This window comes from Mesorhizobium sp. M00.F.Ca.ET.216.01.1.1, from assembly GCF_004010325.2.
In the GTDB taxonomy this organism is placed as follows: Bacteria; Pseudomonadota; Alphaproteobacteria; order Rhizobiales; family Rhizobiaceae; genus Mesorhizobium.
Genome location: NZ_SADR02000429.1, coordinates 1 through 307, shown reverse-complemented (window position 1 = coordinate 307; position 307 = coordinate 1). Strand labels below are relative to the sequence as shown.

The window sequence follows — 307 nt, the reverse complement described above, 5'->3', positions numbered from 1 at the left end:
GTTACGCTCAAGGAGCGACGCAAGCTCGTGCTGCTTGCCCGCGAAACGCCGCTGACGCTGGCCCATTTGCGCAACATGACGCTCGCAACGGAGATGGGCGCGCTCGTCATGCCGCCGCTGCCCGCGTTCTATGCAAAACCGGACAGCATCGAGGCGCTCGTCGATTACACCGTCATGCGCGTGCTCGATCAGCTCGGCATCGACCCGGATCGACCGTACCCGAGGTGGCAAGGACTCGCGGCATCGCTCGTGTCGCGCTGATGCATGTGCCGCGCCGAAGTCGGCGCGGCTCTCACGGTTCCTTCAT

Annotated in this window: 1 protein-coding gene; it reads left to right on the top strand. The window is 64.8% G+C overall.

Annotated elements, in window-relative coordinates; translation table 11 throughout:
- On the top strand, positions 1-261 hold a 261-nt coding region (locus EN859_RS36800; protein ID WP_348632974.1), incomplete at its 5' end, for a flavoprotein.
- Positions 262-307: the final 46 nt, after the last annotated feature.